The 18276-nt window shown below is 45.1% G+C and carries 12 protein-coding genes, 1 pseudogene and 1 riboswitch; all 13 genes and pseudogenes read right to left on the bottom strand.

Translation table 11 applies throughout. From position 1 onward, the window contains the following. Positions 1-73 precede the first annotated feature (73 nt). The gene (gene nrdG, locus Q0502_RS02185; protein WP_298646583.1) at positions 74-559 is read right to left on the bottom strand and encodes an anaerobic ribonucleoside-triphosphate reductase activating protein; all 486 of its coding nucleotides are present in this window, start codon (positions 557-559) and stop codon (positions 74-76) included. Between the two features lie 90 nt (positions 560-649). Then, entirely contained in the window at positions 650-2773 is a 2124-nt protein-coding gene (nrdD, locus tag Q0502_RS02180) for an anaerobic ribonucleoside-triphosphate reductase (protein WP_298646580.1), read from the bottom strand. 107 nt (positions 2774-2880) lie between these two features. Next, positions 2881-5241: a hypothetical protein gene (locus Q0502_RS02175; RefSeq protein ID WP_298646577.1), complete on the bottom strand. Its 2361-nt coding sequence runs from the start codon at positions 5239-5241 to the stop codon at positions 2881-2883. 18 nt (positions 5242-5259) lie between these two features. Then, the gene (locus Q0502_RS02170; protein WP_298646575.1) at positions 5260-7374 is read right to left on the bottom strand and encodes a hypothetical protein; all 2115 of its coding nucleotides are present in this window, start codon (positions 7372-7374) and stop codon (positions 5260-5262) included. 21 nt (positions 7375-7395) lie between these two features. Next, entirely contained in the window at positions 7396-9096 is a 1701-nt protein-coding gene (locus Q0502_RS02165) for a PKD-like domain-containing protein (protein WP_298646572.1), read from the bottom strand. Positions 9097-9118: 22 nt separating this feature from the next. Further along, complete coding sequence (locus Q0502_RS02160; protein WP_298646569.1) at positions 9119-10336, bottom strand: DUF5074 domain-containing protein; 1218 nt, start codon at positions 10334-10336, stop codon at positions 9119-9121. Next, positions 10333-12372, bottom strand: a complete 2040-nt coding sequence (locus Q0502_RS02155) for a TonB-dependent receptor plug domain-containing protein (RefSeq protein ID WP_298646567.1) — start codon at positions 12370-12372, stop codon at positions 10333-10335. The genes Q0502_RS02160 and Q0502_RS02155 overlap by 4 nt, the downstream gene beginning before the upstream one ends. Positions 12373-12520: 148 nt before the next feature. Beyond that, positions 12521-12731: riboswitch (cobalamin riboswitch) on the bottom strand. A gap of 210 nt (positions 12732-12941) precedes the next feature. Beyond that, the gene (locus tag Q0502_RS02150) at positions 12942-14474 is read right to left on the bottom strand and encodes an acyl-CoA carboxylase subunit beta (RefSeq protein ID WP_298646565.1); all 1533 of its coding nucleotides are present in this window, start codon (positions 14472-14474) and stop codon (positions 12942-12944) included. Positions 14475-14485: 11 nt separating this feature from the next. Next, positions 14486-14989 (bottom strand): acetyl-CoA carboxylase biotin carboxyl carrier protein subunit, encoded by a 504-nt coding sequence (locus Q0502_RS02145; protein WP_298646563.1) that lies wholly within the window; start codon positions 14987-14989, stop codon positions 14486-14488. A gap of 15 nt (positions 14990-15004) precedes the next feature. Continuing rightward, positions 15005-16513, bottom strand: coding sequence for an acetyl-CoA carboxylase biotin carboxylase subunit (accC, locus tag Q0502_RS02140; protein ID WP_298646608.1), 1509 nt, complete (start codon positions 16511-16513; stop codon positions 15005-15007). 651 nt (positions 16514-17164) lie between these two features. Beyond that, a pseudogene (locus Q0502_RS02135) lies at positions 17165-17260 on the bottom strand (epoxyqueuosine reductase QueH); the annotation flags it as partial. 76 nt (positions 17261-17336) lie between these two features. Next, entirely contained in the window at positions 17337-17903 is a 567-nt protein-coding gene (locus Q0502_RS02130) for a DUF6580 family putative transport protein (RefSeq protein WP_298646560.1), read from the bottom strand. Between the two features lie 91 nt (positions 17904-17994). After that, on the bottom strand, positions 17995-18276 hold a 282-nt coding region (locus tag Q0502_RS02125; protein WP_298646557.1), incomplete at its 5' end, for a hypothetical protein.

Here is an 18276-nt window from a genome sequence, read left to right as displayed (position 1 = left end):
TACGCCAATCACCTGGAATGCCTTTCCTGTCAAAATAACAAATAATGGAGAGAAGAATACCAGTATTTCTACTCTATATAAGTTGGTTATTCTGGGCAACAGCGTACATCCGGTGAGTAATATCTATCATATTGTCATCCTCGATCCGGTACAGCCGCTGGTTGGTGGTATTCTTGTTCAATCCCCCGAGTATTTCGATATAAGGGCCGGTCTTTACGAAATCAAAATGATCCTTCGAATTCGCCGGCAGCCTGTTGTTTCCCGAATACCACGCCGTTTTGATCCTTCCTCCCTGGCTTTTCCGGACGAAATCCGCCAACCGGTATAATCCACCGGTATCGGCATCCCCTCCCATAAAGCATATACAGGTAATCGCCCTTTCATATGATTGCAGCAGTCCGGCAAGCGCAGATTCATTCAACTCTCTCCCTATATCTTTTTGCAGGTACGGACTGTGGCATCCCTTACAACGGTACGGACAATTCGACAGGTTGACCGCCAACGTTACTTCATCGGGGATTTCCTGAAAAACAATATCATAATCGACATATTTCAACATACGAACAACTATTTACAGCGAATTTATCCGGATTCGCTCAATCCAACTTGATTCACTATTTAAGCTAACTTTATCCTGCTCCGTTTATGTTTACTTCAATGATGGCACCGTTTCTTTTTCAGATTCCAACTTTCCGTAAAATCGTTTGGATGCTTCCACCTGACGTGAGGCTGAGAAATTGCTTACCCGTTTCATATAGCCGATAATGCGTGTGAGATAATCCAAATTTTTGGAAGCACAGACAGGGCACTGTTTCAGATAGCGTTTATCGATCTTGCCACAATCGTTGCATACCGTATTCGGAATATTGAAAGTAAAATAGTTGCATCCTTCGCCGGCTGCTACACGCAGTAACCGGCGGTATTGCGCTTTCGAGAGATGTTCTTCCAGATTCAGATGGAGCGCTGATCCGCCTGTCAGGTGCTTGATGTAATTGCGTCCGTGCAGGCGGAACTTATCGATCACATTGAGTGATGGGTCTTCCACCCGGTAAAAATAGCTGTTATAGCAATCACGCGGCACTGAGTAGCCGTCTTCCCTGTCCCATTTGGCGTGTTTTACACCCACATTTTCGGCAGGGATCATTTCGCAGTTGAACGTCAGCTCTTTCGACCGGTATTTTTTGTTGTATCTTTCGATGATCCCCAATATTTCCTGTACAAAAGCCATATACCGGGGATTGTGATTGATCTCTATCCCGAGCGATTCGGCAGCTTCCACCAACCCGTTTACACCGATGGTGAGGTATTGGCGGCTGATATTGATAAATCCTGCATCGAACAGGGGCAACATTCCTTTCCGGTGGAACATTTTCAGGTTTTCGTTATAGGCGACCTGTACTTTGTGTGTTAAATCGACCACCTCTTCCAGAAATGCCGTGTAGGATTGTCCCGTACGTTTCGCGAACTGGATGCAGCGGTTCAGGTTGATGGTAAGCACGCTTTTTGAGCCGGTGGAGACTCCTCCGGCACCTAATGTGTAACTGAAGCCGTTGTCCTGAATTTCGTTGCGCAGACGGCAGCAACTCGACAGCGAATCGGCATTGTCGCTCATATAGGTGAAGAACGAGTGTCCTTCGGCATACATCTCCGCTGTGAAATCGGCATATTCGGTATCCATCACATCATCCTCTTTCGAGAGCAATGCCATGGTTTCCACCGGGAAGGTGAGCACGGTTTTGGTGCGTTCTTTGTTGAACCACTGCATAAAACGTTTCTGCAGCCAGCTGAGTGAATCCCATACCGGACGGGAGCCGTCGGGAAACTGAAATTCGCCGAACAGGTTTTCGAAGTAGTATTTGTCGTAGTAGGAAATATTCCAGAAGACAGCCTGGAAATTACGCGCCCCGGTAGGCTGGTTGATAGAGTAGACAATCTGCTCAAAACAGTCGGTGATCACCTTGTCGAGGGTACGCCGGCGCTTAGACAGGTCCACGACATCTTCGTTGCGTGTAAAATAGTCGTCGCCATACTCTTTGCGGATGAAATAATCCAGGTACATCAGGAACTCAGGTGTGGCACAGGCACCGCTCAACATGCTCGATACCATGAATACCATATTGATGAATCCTCCGCAAAACGATTTCAGGTTGGTAGGAGGTGCAGAGTTGCCGCCAATGGCAAGGGTACCATTCAACAGCCAGGGATACATGGTGATGCTGGCGCAATAGTTGGCCAGACTGGTTTCATCGTTTTTGTAGATGAAATGCTCGTTCAGCATGCCAATGTATTTGTCCGCCAACTCCTTCCCGTACATCTCTTTCAGTCGGTCGGTGATCATCTTCCGGTTCAGGTCGATAAAACTTTTCTTTGGCAGCTCTCCGATGAGTGTAGCGATATTTTTCTTCTCCACATTCGCATTGGAGTCGAATTTGCTTCCCGTAGCAGCATTTTGCGCATCGCAATAGTTCATCAGGAAGTTCAGGTTGTCGCGGATCTCACGAGTTTCGGTATGCTTTTGGCGGTACAGCATATAGGATTTCGCGACGGCAAAATATTTTTCTGCCATCAGCGCTGTTTCCACCTGGTTCTGGATCTCTTCCACGGTCATCCCGTCGGAGATGTGAAGACGCGAGAGGATAGCGATGAAATCATCTTCAGTGGCGAATGCACCTACCGAGAGAAATGCTTTCGCAACGGCATTTTCTATTTTTTTAATGGAGAAGGGGACACGTTTACCGTCCCGTTTCAGGATCTGGATTGTGGGGTTTCCCATACGATTTTATTTTGTCAAAATAATAAATAAAGCAGAGTGAATGTAAAAGCACGTTGAACGGCTTTTATTCCTTATAAAAGAGGTTATCGTTTTGTCGTAATTAATCATTATGGCTGTACATATTTCCCGTCGAGCATATCCTGATAAGTAGGATTATAGGCATTATCGGAAACAGTCCACCTGTCTGCCGGCAAGGAAGCTATGCTATTTTCCAGTCCTTTGAATGACGTAAGGGATTTCTGGCGTATAATGTTTACACCTCCTACCTGCGTCAAAGAACCGAGTCCATCCAGGTCGGTTAATTGGTCATTGAACTGATTCGGCGAGGTAGAAGTTGAAAGGATAGAGAGCATACCTCCGATTTTTTTGAGAGAAGGCATATCGATCTCTTCAATCTGGCAGTCCGACTGCCAGAATGTGGAAATTACCATATCTTTTTCTACCGTTTCAAGTATTGGAAATTCCAGTTTTTTAAGAGGACCTCCGCCATAATTGAAAGTCCCTGTTTTTTTCAGTTTAGGAAATTGCGGATGTATCGCCTGTGGTGAAGCATATCCGTTAAGTGTAAATATTCCCCCGATTTCTTCCATATCTGGGAAACTCACCGGAACAGAGGAGCCATAGCCCATTTCATACTGAAAGTTTTCCCTGACTTTTCGTATCGAAGGGATATTCAATACCAAAGAAGAAGTACCGTAAACTCCTATCGTAAAATTCTTCACTTCTTTTATTCCGTCGATATCCAATTCATTTACCATTATTAAACTGATATTCCCGTCGAAATAGTCGCTTCCCTTCAGGGTTACTTTTGCATCGATGAATTGAAGTTGAACGGCATCGATCTTCATTCCTTCCAGATCTAATGTAATTGCATCCAGGTAACTTAAAGCGAGCTGGGGAATTGTTGTCTTTTTAAGTTGTTCATGAAATTGGAGATTGCTCAGCACATCGCAATAATTTATACTGATGGTATTCACCGCTGTTAATGACGCGAAAATTTTGCTTATATCGGTCAAAGCAGTCAATTGCCCTATATTTACATTATTTACGGATTGAAGTACGGGGAAGCCATCAAGAACAGTAAGGGAAGAAGAACCGTATATTTGTAAATCCTGTCCAATACTCCTTAGAGCATTGAATCCGGCTAGACTTGTCAGGGAAAGATTATAGGTTATCTGCAAAGAACCGTTTTCAATTGTTTCCAGCGCCTCCAAACCTTTGAAATCCGTAACGCCCAGATTAGACAAAGTGGCATTCCTTCCAATGGTGGTTACCGATGAGAATGCTGTCAGATCAGTCAATGACGGCAAGGCGGAGAGGTTGAAATCGACGTTTACGATCTTTAATTTCCCGGCGTTTATCTGTGTCAATTTGGCTAAACCCTGAAGACTGAATGTCCCTTCGACATCTGAGAGAGACGGAATACTAATCGTTTCCAGACTTCCCATATTGTTTATGGTAAAGTTACCTGAACAGGATTCCAGCTTATCTATCGATATTTCCCTCATAGTAGGCAAACTGTTTATATTTATTGTTTGTGCACGGGATAAAGCGGGTAGATAAAGTTCTTCCAGCGCCGGTAGGCTGTTGAAGGAAAGAACCTGTGTCACAACCGATAATTCAGGTAATTCCAATGTTCGGATCATACCCGAAAATGTCACGTTTGCACCCACAGTCTCCAGCAGGGGCATTCTGACGGAATTTGCAACCTGGGACGATGATATGGTAACGGATCCGCCGAGACCTGCCAGTTGGGGAAAGGATACCTCTTCCACTTTTTCACAGGTAATGTTCATATTTTCACCCAATACCGACAGATTCGGGAAAACGATCTTTTCGATCGTTTTTGATTTTAATATATTCAGGGAATTGGCTCTTGTAATATTGCCCAATCCTTCAATATCCACACCCGCATAGGTCGGATGAATAGTGATATCTCCTGCGACAGCATTTATACCGGCCAGCGGGACCAACGAGAGAATGGAATCTTCGGCCGTTTCCCCCGTTTCCTTTCCAATAATGAGATTTCCGGCTATTTCCGTAATTCCCGTATCAGCGAAAGCATCCAGTTCCTCCTTAGAAAGCAGGACGATATCTCCTTCGCTAATGATTCCTTGTTCCTTTACTGCATAGATATATGTTCTTTCCGTTTTGCTGTAGGAACGTACGGTAAAAGACCGCTTCTCATCCCAGTTGGATATACTTTCCGGTTGTGGGGAAATCAGGGCGTTTTCACTCAATGTTATTTTTGGAACCGCTTTTTCCAGGGAAATATTGGCCGGTTTTGTCATGATAATGCTGTCGCCTTTTATTGCGGCAACATATTGCGTTCCATCTTTCTCCAGCGCAAAAGAAGTAATGTAATTGTCCGTACCCCCGAAATTGTTTTCATCATTACACCCGGATGCGGCAAAAATAAACAATATGAAAAAGAACACTGTTTTTACAAAAGAATATATTGGTTTCATTCTATTTCTATTTTTTAATTATTGTTCCCATTTACCATTCGCTAAATCAGCATAGCCCGGATTATATGCATTTCCTGATACAATCCATTTATCAGCAGTGAAAGAGGAGATACACTTTTGTAATCCTGCATAAGAGGTCAAAGCCTCCTGATGATATATTTTGATTCCGCCGGCTACCGATTTCAAGGAGGAGAAACCATTCATATCAGTCAACTCCCCATTCTTATATCCCGAATAGGCAGGATTATCCCAAAGCGGCGATATTATCAGTTCTCCGCCTATTGTTTCCAATGACGGAGCCGACACATCTTTAATGGAACGGTTTTGACCATAGGCCGAATATCCTGTTCCCAGTTTGAAATTTCCACCTATATTTTCCAATGCAGAAAATACAAGTGTCCGGGTTGCCAAAGATTGAATCCCGATGGTCATATCCTTTGCAACCCTTTTCAGTTTAGGGAAACTGAAGGTTTCCTGCGTAGTGCTATTCAGGACTGCCAGTGAAAATGAACCTCCGACTTCTTCCAACGCAGGAAATGCCAATGATGTCATACTGTTGTTCGGTATGGTTACATCGCCTTTTATTTTTACAATACCATCCATGACGATATTCATTCCCTGTATCCAGCCGCATTTTAAATATTCGATTTCTTTGAACCCTTCCAGTGCGGGAAATGAATATTGACTTCCGTTGGGGCCACCCGTCACATACAATCCACCGCTGAACAGATCGTCGGCGATGATCTTCGTGCCGGAAAACATGTTGCCCGAAATCTCCAGTTCCCCGATCGTCAGACCTTTCAGGTTTATTTCCTTTATATTTCCGGTCAGAGCCAGTCTGTCGACGGTTTTTAACAGTGGCGGCAATGTGAGATTTTCGCTTTCCCCGCTTATTGTTAAGGTCCCTACTTTCGACAGGGATTTCAACTTGTTCATATCCGCTGCTTTGGGGAACGACAACATCAAAGCTTCTTCCACCGCCTCCAGCGAAGAGAGATCGAACTCGTTTGCTACAATGCTTCTGAGATCAATGCTTTTCGCTTCCTTCAATTTCGGAAGGGAAATATCCGTGATCGGGCTGTTATTCAAATTGATATATATACTTCCCGTAGTTTTTTCCAGTTTCGGCAGATAGAGTACACTGAGGTTCCTTACCGATTGAAGATATATAGATCCGCAAGCGACCAGTTCGGGAAGTTCGAGCCGGGTCAATATGTGGGCATTGTAAATTCTAAGTTCGCCTCCGATGGTTTTGAGTTGTTGAAAAACACCGGTCGCTGCCTGCAATCGCCCTGAGGGGCATAACCAGAGTTTTCCTCCTACCGACTGTAAGGCTGAAAAATCGACTCTTGACATAGGAGCGTTCAGATCCATATCGCCCCCTACTGTTTTAAGCTTCGGGCATGAAATATCGTATAACCCCAATGAAGAGGTATTTAATGTGAAATTCTTACCGAGAGATTCCAGATTTGGAAATGAGACCTCATCCGTTTTAAAACCGGTGTTAGGCGACACAAAACAGATGGATCCTCCGACGCTTTTCAGGTTTTCAAGTCCAAAAATAGTTGTTCCGGCATAGGTGCTGTTCACTGTGAGGTTGTATGAGATCTTTTCCAACGACGCCAGCGGTAAAAGCGACCGGATAGAGTCTTTACCGGATGTTTCGCCGATAATCAGGCTTCCGTCGATCAGCGTAATGCCTTTTTCTGCGAAAGCGTCCACATCGGCTTGTGTTTTTAATGCCACAATCCCGTTGTAAGCCTTTCCTTCCCGTTTTACCATATATTTGTAGGATCTCTTTTGTTTTCCGTCATATGACGTGACGGAAAAGAGCATATCCTCGTTCCAGTTGGTGATAGAGCCGGGGTCGGGAAATATTCTTGCGTTCTCACTCAAAGCCACTTCTGCGGCGGCTTCGTTCAGATCCAGGTTTGCAGGAGCAGTAATGACAATACTGTCGCCAATAATAGCCGATTGAAACGTAACATTGTTTTTCGATACGGAAAAGGAAATGATCGAATTGTCTGTCCCGTTGAAAGGCAACTCTTCGCTGCAAGACAACAAAAGTAAGGCGGACAGTATAGAAAGGAGCGTACCTGTATTTTTATGTGAAAATGGTTGATAGACTTTCATTTTATTTGTCGTTTAAAATACTTAATTTGATTTATACATGCGATAATCGAGCGGCGCTCCTGCTTCTGTCGAGACTTCACCCACTGCGGCCCCTTTTCCTAATTGGGCCGTATGCACTTTAACAAAGTCGATGTATTGCAGATTTACCGGCTTCCCGTCCTGCCCAATGGCATCCGATATATCGAATCCGTCACGTAAATTTACGTTATCGACATATCCCCAATCAAATCCCCAGTTGGTTTCAATACCCTCTGTCCTGAAAGTTGTCTTCAACCGCGTACCGGAAAGGATGTAATATTCATCTTTAATAAACATGGGAAAATAAGATCTCTGCGTATGATAACCATTGTTATCGATAGATCCGGCTCCACCATTATTATCAATCCACAGAATGTCAGAGTTATCCGCTGTCGGTCTGTAATACATCAGCGCATAGCGTTGCTTCGTATCCGGGCTTCCCGTTTCGCTTCCGGCCAGTTCATACCAGGTATCGTCAGGCAATCCGTTTCCGTTCTCATCCTGCATTACCCAGATAACTCCGGGTTCGCACCAATATATGCCAAGCGGATTTCCCGCAATATACAGATCCGGGCCTTCTTCATTCTTCACGCTATGGTCGAATCCGGTAATAAAATATCCTCCGAATGCGCCGAGCGATACCATATAGGAAGATCCATTATAGGAATCATTGTCCAAACTTCTTTGAATGGCTTGCCTTGCCTGTTCTGCGGTTGATCCTTCCTGATAATTCACAAATTGTCCGGGGGCAGGAATAAATTCGAAGCAGTATGAAGATTTCGCTTTGCTTTTGGCTGTTGCTTCCCGGTAATAGGTCCCTTCGGGAGCAACGCATTTCACTTTTATTTGTGTCGATGCCGTTTTACCGCCTTCCGTTGCCGTTACGGTAATCAGGTATTCTTTCTGTGCACCGGGGGAAAAGTTGAATACGCTGCCCGTCTCGCTTTGCGCCGTGCCGTCCACTTCCCACCTGAATGTGGCGGCATCGGTAAACATCATGAAAACAGGGGCCAACGCCATACTTTTCCCGAAAGGAACACTCATTCTTTTTACGGTATTGTCGGAAGGCACATAATAACGTCCTATATCGAAAAAGAGGAAGGGAGAAAGTTCGGACACTACTGTGATTATGGAATTGGCTACTGTGAAACCATCTTCATTGGTCACTTTCAGCGAAACGGAATATGAACCTTTTGCTTCCTCTTCGAATGTATAGGCCGGTTCCCGGCTCACCAGTTCTCCTTCGAGTCGCCACTCATACGTGGTTGTTTCATCCGTGTTGGAAACGGCCGGTGCAATTTCTTTGCTCTGCCCGATGAAGGAAAGCACTGTATTGGCCAGGTCGATTTCAGGCACAAGCCTGTCCACAACGGAGATTTTCACTTGCTTTTCTGTCGTCCCGTTTTCCGAATCAACCCGGAAAGTTACAAAATACTCGTTCAGATATTGACCTTTGAATACAAGGGTCTCTTCCGTGGAAATAATCTTACCATCCAGTTTCCATGAATAAATAGGATTGACAGCGTTCGTAATAGTCGGCTCAATAGTGATTTCTTTTCCTATTTTAACCTTATATTCCCCTGTTTCGGCAGAGAATGAGATTTCCGGATTTCCTAATTCGGAGGCAGGATCGTCTGAACAGGAGAAAAATGATAAACAGCTGAAAAACAGCAAAAATGAAAATAATAAAAATCTACTTTTCATTGAATTATAAATATTTATTGGGTTAGTCTAATATCAGGCTTGTTAATCTGTTTTTGGTAAAAACGATATGCGCGGGAATATCTCCCGTCACTACAGACCATTTGCGTTTACCATGCCGGTCGAAACAATATAATACACCGGGACTGATGTAATCTCTCGCGTCGGTTACGTAAATATTCCGGCTTTCCGGATGAACGGCAATGCCGTAAGGTATGACAATCTGTTTGTCCGTCCCGTCGGTGATAAAGTTGCGGGATACCACGGTTTGTGTTTTAGTATTGACGATAGCGTAAGTAATGGTATTCTTTTGTGTAATATGACTCCATTCCACACTGTACATATAAATGGAATCGCCCATTGCCGTCATTTCGGAACAGGGCAGGTTCATCACCTTGCTGACCATATCGTTCCTTCCGATAATATAAGTATTGGAAGAAATATACTTGTAATCCCCGCGCGAACTTGCATAGATATTGCCGTCGCTGTCCAGTTCGAGACGGTGAAGATTGATGCCGACGGTTATCTTCCTTATTTCCTCAAACCTGTTCAAATCAATTACTGATACCGTATTGTCGTAATTCGGAACACGATAACCGCCCGAATTGGCCACATACAACTTGTTATCGCGAATCACCATTTCTTCAGGTTGATATCCTACTGTCACTCTTCCGACCTCCCGCATATCAGTGGTATCGATTTTCACAACACAACCCAGCGGTGCATCGGGTTCGATCTTTACCGGGCCGTTGTATGAACTCACATAAGCATACCCTTTGTCAAACACAACGTAACGACAGTTCGGGATGGTCAATGAATTAACATGTCTCGCTGTATTTACATCCATAACCTCTACATATCCGGAAACATTGATGACCGCATATAACTTGCTTCCGTAAATTTGAATGTCATTTCCGACGTCTCCCAGTTCATGGGCAATATTCGGATTAAGATAAGGATAGATGTCCTGACAATATTTGCCGGTTTTTTGATCGAAATAATCTATCGAAGCTTTGTTGGAACCCATGTTGGCTTCATTCAACAAAAAGAACCCTTTGATTCTGTCATCCCCGCTTATGGCCGGATCTCCTTCCGTAACCGTCGAATCATTCTCCGGTACAACCGGTTCAAGAGGCGTTATAACGGGAGGGGCAAGCTCTTCGTCTTCCCCGCGGCAGGAAACAAAGGCAATTGTTCCGATAATCAGGAACACCGATAAGAATTTGAATAATTTTTGTATCATATTGTAATATTGAATATAAATTTAAAATTGGTACCTGGCATCGGATAATTCAGCACTACATCGTAGGCCTGATTAAACAGGTTGTTCACTTCCACTGTCGCTTTCATTGCTGTTTTATCCCACCGGAACGACCTGCCCAATGCCAGATCGCTGGTGTACCAGGATTGCAGTCGATTCCGCGGGATATTGGCGCTTGCGGTAAACCGCTCGCCGGTATAGATAAAACTATACGACAGGTTCCAGGACTGGTAAACAGTGCTTAGGATTACCGATCCGCTATGCCGTGGGATATAGGCGATCTGTCCCTTATAGGTGATGGTATCGCTTTCCACGGTTATCGGCGTATAATCCTGCGCTCTCTGCCAGGTATAGGTAAGTTGCGCGTCGACGGTCAGATCTTTATCAAATTTGTGTGTGGCCGAGAGCGACATATCTACCCCTTTTATCTTTACAAACCCCACATTCATCATTGTCCACCGGAAATTGATTCCGCCGGGGACTGCCAGAAGCTTATCGGTCACTTCATTATAGTAGGTATCCACCTGCCCCTGCATATACAATGAAGGAGTGACATTTTTTGAATATAAGACACCTATATTGTGCTGTTTGGTGAATTCCGGCTTCAGGTAGGAAGAGAGGCTTCCCATATACGCCAGATGCATCTCGGCGAATGTCGGCATGCGGAATATGTCCTTATAAAAAGCCCTCAGAAAAAGCTGTTCATCCTGAAGCGGTTGCCAGGAAGCCATCACAGTAGGGGTGAGTTTTCTCCAGTCGCGCTGGATATCCTTTTTATCCTCCCGGGTCGTTTCGTGAATTAAGGTAGTCAAAAGGCTTGCCTGTATTTTCAGCCTGTGCAGGTCAAACGACGTGGCGGCCGCAGCCCAGCCCGACCAGCGTTGCGGATAGATAAATTCCTTTATATCGGAATTCATTTTATTCCATTGAAAATCTACAGAAATATTGGCTGTCCAGAAGGGGAGGATTTCGAACAGATTGGCCGACGAAATATAAAAATCGTGCAGCATATATGTGTTACGCAGCTTCTGTATCAGGGTATCGGATTCGTAATAGAGATAATCGTAGGCGTATTTTCCGGATAATTGGGTCGAGTAGGAGTCGGTAAACCGTTTTTTTATAGATGTTTGCAGGAAGATATTGCGGTCTTCCTGGCGGTCCTCATGTTTGAATCGTCCCGGTTCTTCTTTGACGACAGCGCCGGGATAGCCTCGCTCCGAAGCATAAAAATAGAGGCGTGTTTTCCATTCCCCGTCCTTTATTTTACCGAACAACGCCTGTTCCAACCTGAACAATCGGATATCCCCGTTTTGACGAACAGCGGTTGTATCATATCCGCCCCGGTCGTCCAGCTTATTATCCACTTTATAACGGAACTTATATTTCCCCGAAGAGTTGGTATAATCCAGGTTAACGGAAGAAGACAGTTTGTCTGAAAGCCTTTGTTCCCAATATACCGACGGGTTGATCAGATCAAAAGATCCTGTTTTGAACGTAAATTTGACATTATGATTTTTTCCGTCCCCGAATGCCGGGATTTTCGCATCCATATAGATGGAACTGGCCGAAGCATAATCTTTGGCCGGTTGGAATATGGCGCTTTTCTGGCCGTTATAAAGCGACACGGCTTCTATATTGTCGAGAGAATATCTACCCAGATCCACCACGCCATTCTGCGGGTTATCGATCTCAATGCCGTCATAAAATACCCCTACGTGTTGGCTCCCCATGCTTCTCACATTCACCGTCTTGAGTCCTCCTATCCCTCCGTAGTCCTTGAGTTGTACACCGGAGAAATACCGCAGGGCATCGGCTACGGAATGGGCGCTCAGGTTATCCAGAAGTTGGCCCGACAGTGTTTGCACCGGGATCACATCCATTTGAATTCTTCGCGCCGACACCACGAATTCGTCCAGCGAATAGGTGATGATAGTGTCGGTATCCTGCGCAGCAACGGAACAGACCACAAAGAGAACTACGGCAAAAAAGCCGGTTCTGACAATGATAAAAAATTTCATTTCGCCGGTTATTATTCGCTAATAAACAGCTTTGCACGAGAAATGCACACATGAAGAGGGAATATCCTTCCGGAATATAAAAATGAACAAGAACGGATATATAAGGAATGATTCCTCCTGATGTAGTAAGCCCCAATCTCCGAAAGCTTAAAACTATATACATTCTGGCAGGTCTTCTGACTTACTCCCGTGTCTGAACGCCTTCCCATTCCGATTTCCCGGAACAGTGGCAATTGAGGTTTTTGTTCAGCACGTAAGCGGAGCTTACAGCAGCGGGTCTGTTCAGGATTTGCACCTGATTCCCTTTTCATTCCGATCGCGAGACCTCGGATCGGAACACCAAAATTTTTTACAAAGGTATGGTATTCTTTTGGAATTTATTCAATAAATTTTTAAAAATAGAACGGGAATATTGTTAAATAATTTGTTCGTATTGGTTTTTAGCTTTTTATGGTCGGTACGAAATACTGGGGTAGGCGGGATCCCCGGGATTGACCTTTTTCAATCCCGGGGATCGCAGTTCGAGCTCAGGAAGGGAGTCCGAGACCCGGAAGAGTATGACAGATATTTTACAATGGAATATTCCCGTGCTTTTTGGGTGGGTTGGTTTCCGTTTTATTGGCCGTCATTTCCAGCGCCTGGATTAACTTGTACCGGGTATCTTTCGGCAGGATAATTTCGTCGATATATCCTTTTTCCGCGGCGCGGTAAGGATTTGAAAACAATTCGGTATATTCTTTCAATGCATTTTGGCGTTCCTCTTCATCGGACGAACGGTAAAGGACATTTACCGCACCGGCTGCTCCCATCACCGCGATCTCGGCATTCGGATAGGCCAGATTCACATCAGCTCCCGATTCTTTGGACGACATGACAATGTATGCACCTCCATACGCTTTGCGGATGATCAGTGTTATTTTAGGAACGGTCGCTTCCACATAGGCGAAGACGATCTTGGCTCCGTGACGGATAATGCCGTTGTGCTCCTGGTCGCGTCCGGGAAGGAAACCCGGTACGTCCTCGAAAGTAAGGATAGGAATATCGAAACAGTCGCAGAAGCGGATAAACCGCGCCGCTTTGTCCGATGCGTCGATATCCAGCACGCCGGCCAGGTACGCGGGTTGATTGGCTACGATACCGACCGACCGGCCTCCCATCCGTGCAAAGCCCACCACGATGTTTTGCGCGAACTGCGCCATGATCTCGAAGAAATAATGCTCGTCCACCACTTCTTCAATGAGCTTCTTCATATCATAGGGAATATTGGGATCATCAGGGATCAGCGTCTGCAGTTCAGGCGATTCACGATGGATATTATCATGCGTGGGAACTACCGGAGGATCTTCCATATTGTTGGAAGGAAGGAAACTCAGCAATTCACGGATCATCATAAGCGTCTCTTCTTCGTCTTCGCCTACAAAATGGGCCACACCGCTTTTAGAGGCGTGGGTATTTGCGCCGCCCAATTCTTCTTTGGATAGCTCTTCGTGTGTGACCGTCTTTACTACATCGGGTCCCGTGACGAACATATAGCTTTTCTCTTTCACCATGAAGATGAAGTCGGTTAGTGCCGGGGAATAGCAGGCCCCGCCGGCGCAAGGGCCGAGGATAGCAGAAATCTGAGGTACAACGCCCGAAGCTTTGATGTTCTGATAAAATATATCGGAATAGCCACTGAGCGCCATCACTCCTTCCTGGATGCGCGCACCGCCCGAATCGTTCAGGGCAATGATCGGGGCACCGTTTTTTAACGCCAGTTTTTGTACCTTTACGATCTTATTGGCATTCGTGCGGCTCAGTGAACCACCGTATACCGTGAAGTCGTAAGCATACACATATGCCAGGCGTCCATCTATCTTTCCGTAACCGGCCACAACACCATCGCCGGCAATACGTTTGTTCTGCATACCATAATCGTTACATTCGTGAAGAACGAATTTATCAATTTCGACAAACGTGTTGTCATCCAGTAACATATCGATCCGCTCGCGGGCTGTCTGTTTGCCGGCTTGTTTTTGCTTTTCGATTGCTTTTTCCCCGCCGGCCGATTCGGCCGCTTTATTTTTTTCTTCAAAGGCCTGATATATTTCCTGTAGTGTCATTGTTGCTGTTTTTAGTTGGTTTTAAAGGATATGAGTAACTGGTCACGGGTTACAGAATCACCTTCTTCTACGTGGATCTTGTCCACAATGGCATTCTGGGCCGCCGTATAAGTGCTCTGCATCTTCATGGCTTCTACCACGATAAGCGGATCACCCTGCTTTACTTCCATACCTTCGGTAACCATTACTTTTATGATCTTGCCCGGCATAGGGGAAGTAATGGTTTCCTGCGCTTCTTCCGTTGCGGATTGGCGGCCTCTCAGATATTTTTTCTGCGGGTTCGAGAGTTCGATATCAAAATAACGGAAATTGGTGGTGATGGTATATTTCCCTTCCGAATGGCGTACCGATTCAGCGTTGTAGGAACGTCCCTCATGAAGAATGGAACAAAATCCGCTCTCCGACATTACCACGTCGATATCATACATTTTCCCGTTCACCGAGATTTCAACCCTGTTTCCATCTTTGGAGATCAACTCCACTTCACATGTCCTGTTGTCTATTTTAGCTTTCATTACGATTATCTCCTTTTATATCCTCAAAACTCCTTTTTGTTTGCCAAAAGCACGCCACCGGCTTATTGGAAGGTTATCGGCAGGCGATGATGAGGGTACATCGTTGCTGTTCACTATATGATCTATATAGGCAGCAATGATAGCCATATCTTCAATCTCATTGTCATTTGCAGCGCTTTCCTGCAACTTCTTGCTGTTATCCTCGATAAAGTGCGTGGTATAGTTCCCTTTTACAAAATCGCGGGTATCCATAATACGGCGGAGGTAATCGACATTGGTTTTAACTCCGGTGATCTTGTATTCGTACAGCACCCGGCGCATCCGTTCCAAAGCATAAATACGGCTGGTCGCCCATACGATCAGTTTGCCGAGCATCGAGTCGTAGTATACCGGTATTTCATATCCGTCGTAAATAAAGCTGTCCACCCGCACGCCAATACCTTCAGGCGTTTGGATATGCCGGATGATGCCCGGTGACGGTGCGAAGTTGTTCTCGGGGTCTTCGGCGCATATGCGGCATTCAATAGCATGACCACGCTGGTGTAAGTGCTTCTGGTGTAAACGCAGCCTTTTACCGTTGGCTATATGTATCTGTTCTTTTACCAGGTCTACGCCCAGTACCTCTTCGGTAACGGGATGCTCCACCTGAAGGCGGGTGTTCATCTCCAGGAAATAGAAATTCATATCGCCGTCCACCAGGAATTCTATTGTACCGGCCCCTACGTAGCGGATGGATTTGGCGGCCTTAATGGCGATAGCGCCCATTGCCTGGCGGGTTTTCTCATCGATAAAGGGGGAAGGGCTTTCCTCCACGATCTTCTGGTGACGGCGCTGCACCGAGCATTCCCGGTCGAACAGGTGTATCACATTCCCATGGGTATCACCCAGAAACTGTATCTCGATATGATGAGGCGATTCGATATATTTTTCAATATACACCGAGTCGTTCCCGAACGAAGCCCTTGCTTCCGATTTTGCAGCTTCGTAGGCTTCGTACAATTGTTTTTCCTCATAGACCAGCCGCATACCTTTCCCACCGCCGCCTGCAGATGCTTTAATAATAACAGGAAGTCCTATTTTACGGCAGACACGGAACAAGTCCCTCGATTTCAGATCTTCCGATGTGCCGGGAACAACCGGTACTTTGGCTTTTATCATCTGGCGCCGGGCCGATATCTTATCGCCCATGGCTTCGATGCTTTCTGCCGACGGGCCAATAAAAATGATACCCTCTTCTTTACAACGGCGTGCAAAATCGGCATTTTCACTCAGAAATCCGTAACCCGGATGAATGGCGTCGGCTTTGAACTGTTTTGCGGCATTGATGATTTTATCTGCATTCAGATAACTTTCCTGCGAAGAGGCCAAACCTATACATACCGCTTCATCGGCATAAGAGACGTGTCTTGACGTACGATCGGCCTCGGAATAGACGGCAACGGTGCGGATGCCCATTTCTTTACATGTACGCATCACACGTACGGCAATTTCGCCCCGGTTTGCTATTAAAATTTTCTGTATCATCATTATAAAAAACGGATTTTCACCTTATAAACCTATTTCAATCTTTCTAAAGCAGTATAATTCAAACAAACTTTTGTAATATTTGTTCTCAATGGACACAATTCCAATTGAAAACAAAACAGCAATATTGTCAGATATTTATTTTGGAGTACATTACAGGAATAGCAGGATCAACATCTGCGCCGATATCACACGAAGGAACATGGTCAGCGGATAAAAAGTTGTCCGTTTTTGTTGATTATTCCATGAATTTATTACTCTTTCTTCTCCGATTTGCGAAAGTCTTGTATTATTTCTTTCAGGTATTCAGGCCAAATACAGCAGGTGCTCTAGGGTGGCTGGTTATCATATCTTATTAATTTTGCTTGCCTGACAAGCTGCATCGTGTAACCATTGTCTATATTTAAGACATGAAAACCCCGTTCTTTTGCAATATTTACAATTGCCCCGAAATTCCACCTTTTTAAAAAAGTAGCACCGGTTTACCGGGTTCATTTTTATATCAGCATCAATCGTTTCCTCTTCCAGCAGGATATGTTCAACTCCTGTTTGCGATGCGATTGTCTTTGTGTCATTCAGGTCCCATTCGGGAATCATGGGCGATACGATGGTTACAGCGACTGTCTTCTTTTAGGAAGACATCAGTATTGAATAAAACAACGTCGGACGGATGTCATGCATAAGCAGCCACTTGATAATGGCTGCTGAACAAGGGGCGCAACAGCAGTGCAGCAATACTTTTTTCATTTTTTATTTCTGTTTTTATTCACCTCCGTTCGTGCGCCTTTACAAAAAGGATCTTTAGGGTGTCTGAAAACGGTTATCATTCGATATTATCCGCTGGCTTTAACTTCAGTACCGGAAATCGGAGGGCGCTCAGTTCGAATGCACCGAAAAGGAGAGCCGTATAAAACAGGTCGCCCATTACCGTATTCTTGAAAAACGGTATTCCTGCTGTGTAACAAGCCATTAACCCGCTGAAATCCTTCGGATACATGGTGCCAGAGAACCAGACGCCAAAGTTCGATACCAGAAAGAAGATGACGGATGCTCCCAGGGCAGAGAAGACCAGGTTCGGCACCTTTATTTTCCGTAGGGTGAATATTCCCATCAGTGCGATCAGGATAAACGCGCTGTAGGTGAACCAGGCACCATCGTAGAACCAGGCAAAGCGGTCAAAGTATGCGCCGTACACCACATTGTTCAATATCAGGTCGCTGATCCACATCGAGACGACGGGGATAGCAAACGCCCACACGCGGCGACTGGAGTAGGCTGCGCCGAAAAGCGCCATCCCGCCTATGGGTGCAAAGTTGGCAGGGTGGGGGATTAGCCGGCTCAAAGCGGCCAATAAAATCAATATCGTAACGACACCAAAACGAAAAGCCATCTTATTTTTAGACATAATATATTATAGTAAGTTTATTATAATTCGCTTACAAACAGATTGTCATCTTTCAAACATACAATATCCCTTATCTTTATGGGATGCTCTGCTGTATGGTTTCTTTCCCCGGATATTGCACAGAAGGATCACATTCGCTTCGGAAGAATACAATAACGGTTTTGAAAAATGACGTAGAAAAATAAATTAGATAATCCTGATGATGATCAATGGCGCCGTCTTCAAGCTTTATTCCCCGAAAGCCATAAAACATATCTTGATTCTGGCAGGTCTTCTGACTTACTCCCGTGTCTGAACGCCTTCCCATCCCGAATTGTCCGGAACAGTAGCAATTGAGGTATTTGTCCAGCACGTAAGC

This window comes from uncultured Proteiniphilum sp., from assembly GCF_937873925.1.
Lineage (GTDB): Bacteria > Bacteroidota > Bacteroidia > Bacteroidales > Dysgonomonadaceae > Proteiniphilum.
Note: the sequence above shows the minus strand (reverse complement) of the source record. Positions and strands in the feature narration are given on the sequence as shown.

Excerpts from the sequence above, each read along its gene's own strand:
- accC (WP_298646608.1), bottom strand. The coding sequence starts at position 16,513 with ATGATACAGAAAATTTTAATAGCAAACCGGGGCGAAATTGCCGTACGT.
- Q0502_RS02165 (WP_298646572.1), bottom strand. The coding sequence starts at position 9,096 with ATGAAAAGTAGATTTTTATTATTTTCATTTTTGCTGTTTTTCAGCTGT.
- Q0502_RS02155 (WP_298646567.1), bottom strand. The coding sequence starts at position 12,372 with ATGAAATTTTTTATCATTGTCAGAACCGGCTTTTTTGCCGTAGTTCTC.
- Q0502_RS02130 (WP_298646560.1), bottom strand. The coding sequence starts at position 17,903 with ATGGCTTTTCGTTTTGGTGTCGTTACGATATTGATTTTATTGGCCGCT.
- Q0502_RS02160 (WP_298646569.1), bottom strand. The coding sequence starts at position 10,336 with ATGATACAAAAATTATTCAAATTCTTATCGGTGTTCCTGATTATCGGA.
- Q0502_RS02145 (WP_298646563.1), bottom strand. The coding sequence starts at position 14,989 with ATGAAAGCTAAAATAGACAACAGGACATGTGAAGTGGAGTTGATCTCC.
- Q0502_RS02175 (WP_298646577.1), bottom strand. The coding sequence starts at position 5,241 with ATGAAACCAATATATTCTTTTGTAAAAACAGTGTTCTTTTTCATATTG.
- Q0502_RS02170 (WP_298646575.1), bottom strand. The coding sequence starts at position 7,374 with ATGAAAGTCTATCAACCATTTTCACATAAAAATACAGGTACGCTCCTT.
- nrdG (WP_298646583.1), bottom strand. The coding sequence starts at position 559 with ATGTTGAAATATGTCGATTATGATATTGTTTTTCAGGAAATCCCCGAT.
- Q0502_RS02150 (WP_298646565.1), bottom strand. The coding sequence starts at position 14,474 with ATGACACTACAGGAAATATATCAGGCCTTTGAAGAAAAAAATAAAGCG.
- nrdD (WP_298646580.1), bottom strand. The coding sequence starts at position 2,773 with ATGGGAAACCCCACAATCCAGATCCTGAAACGGGACGGTAAACGTGTC.